This window comes from Priestia sp. SIMBA_032 (assembly GCF_046535215.1).
GTDB lineage: Bacteria > Bacillota > Bacilli > Bacillales > Bacillaceae_H > Priestia > Priestia aryabhattai.
In genome coordinates, this window is the sequence record NZ_JAWRXD010001437.1 from 1 (window position 1) to 241 (window position 241).

Annotated in this window: 1 protein-coding gene; it reads right to left on the reverse strand. The window is 56.8% G+C overall.

The features are described 5' to 3' along the window. Nucleotides 1-241: T6SS effector phospholipase Tle3 domain-containing protein (locus SB717_RS39065; RefSeq protein WP_410908651.1), on the reverse strand; the 241-nt coding region annotated here is incomplete at both ends.

Sequence of the window (241 nt, forward strand, 5' to 3'; positions counted from 1 at the left end):
CGTACGCAGCGCCATAGGTCCCGGGAACGAAGTCGGGCCTATTAAGACGTTCCCCCAAACCTTGGCAAAGGCCCTGCTCCACGGTTTTGTAGTTCGCGCCAGGATCATTGACGCCATGGATAAATATCACTATTCCCGGCAGATCACGTGGCCGTGGCACGTTGCGGTCGTTTGCACGGCCCGCCATCGTTACTGCGTTTGCAGATCCAATGACGCCGTGTTCCTTTCCTGTGTCGCTCAT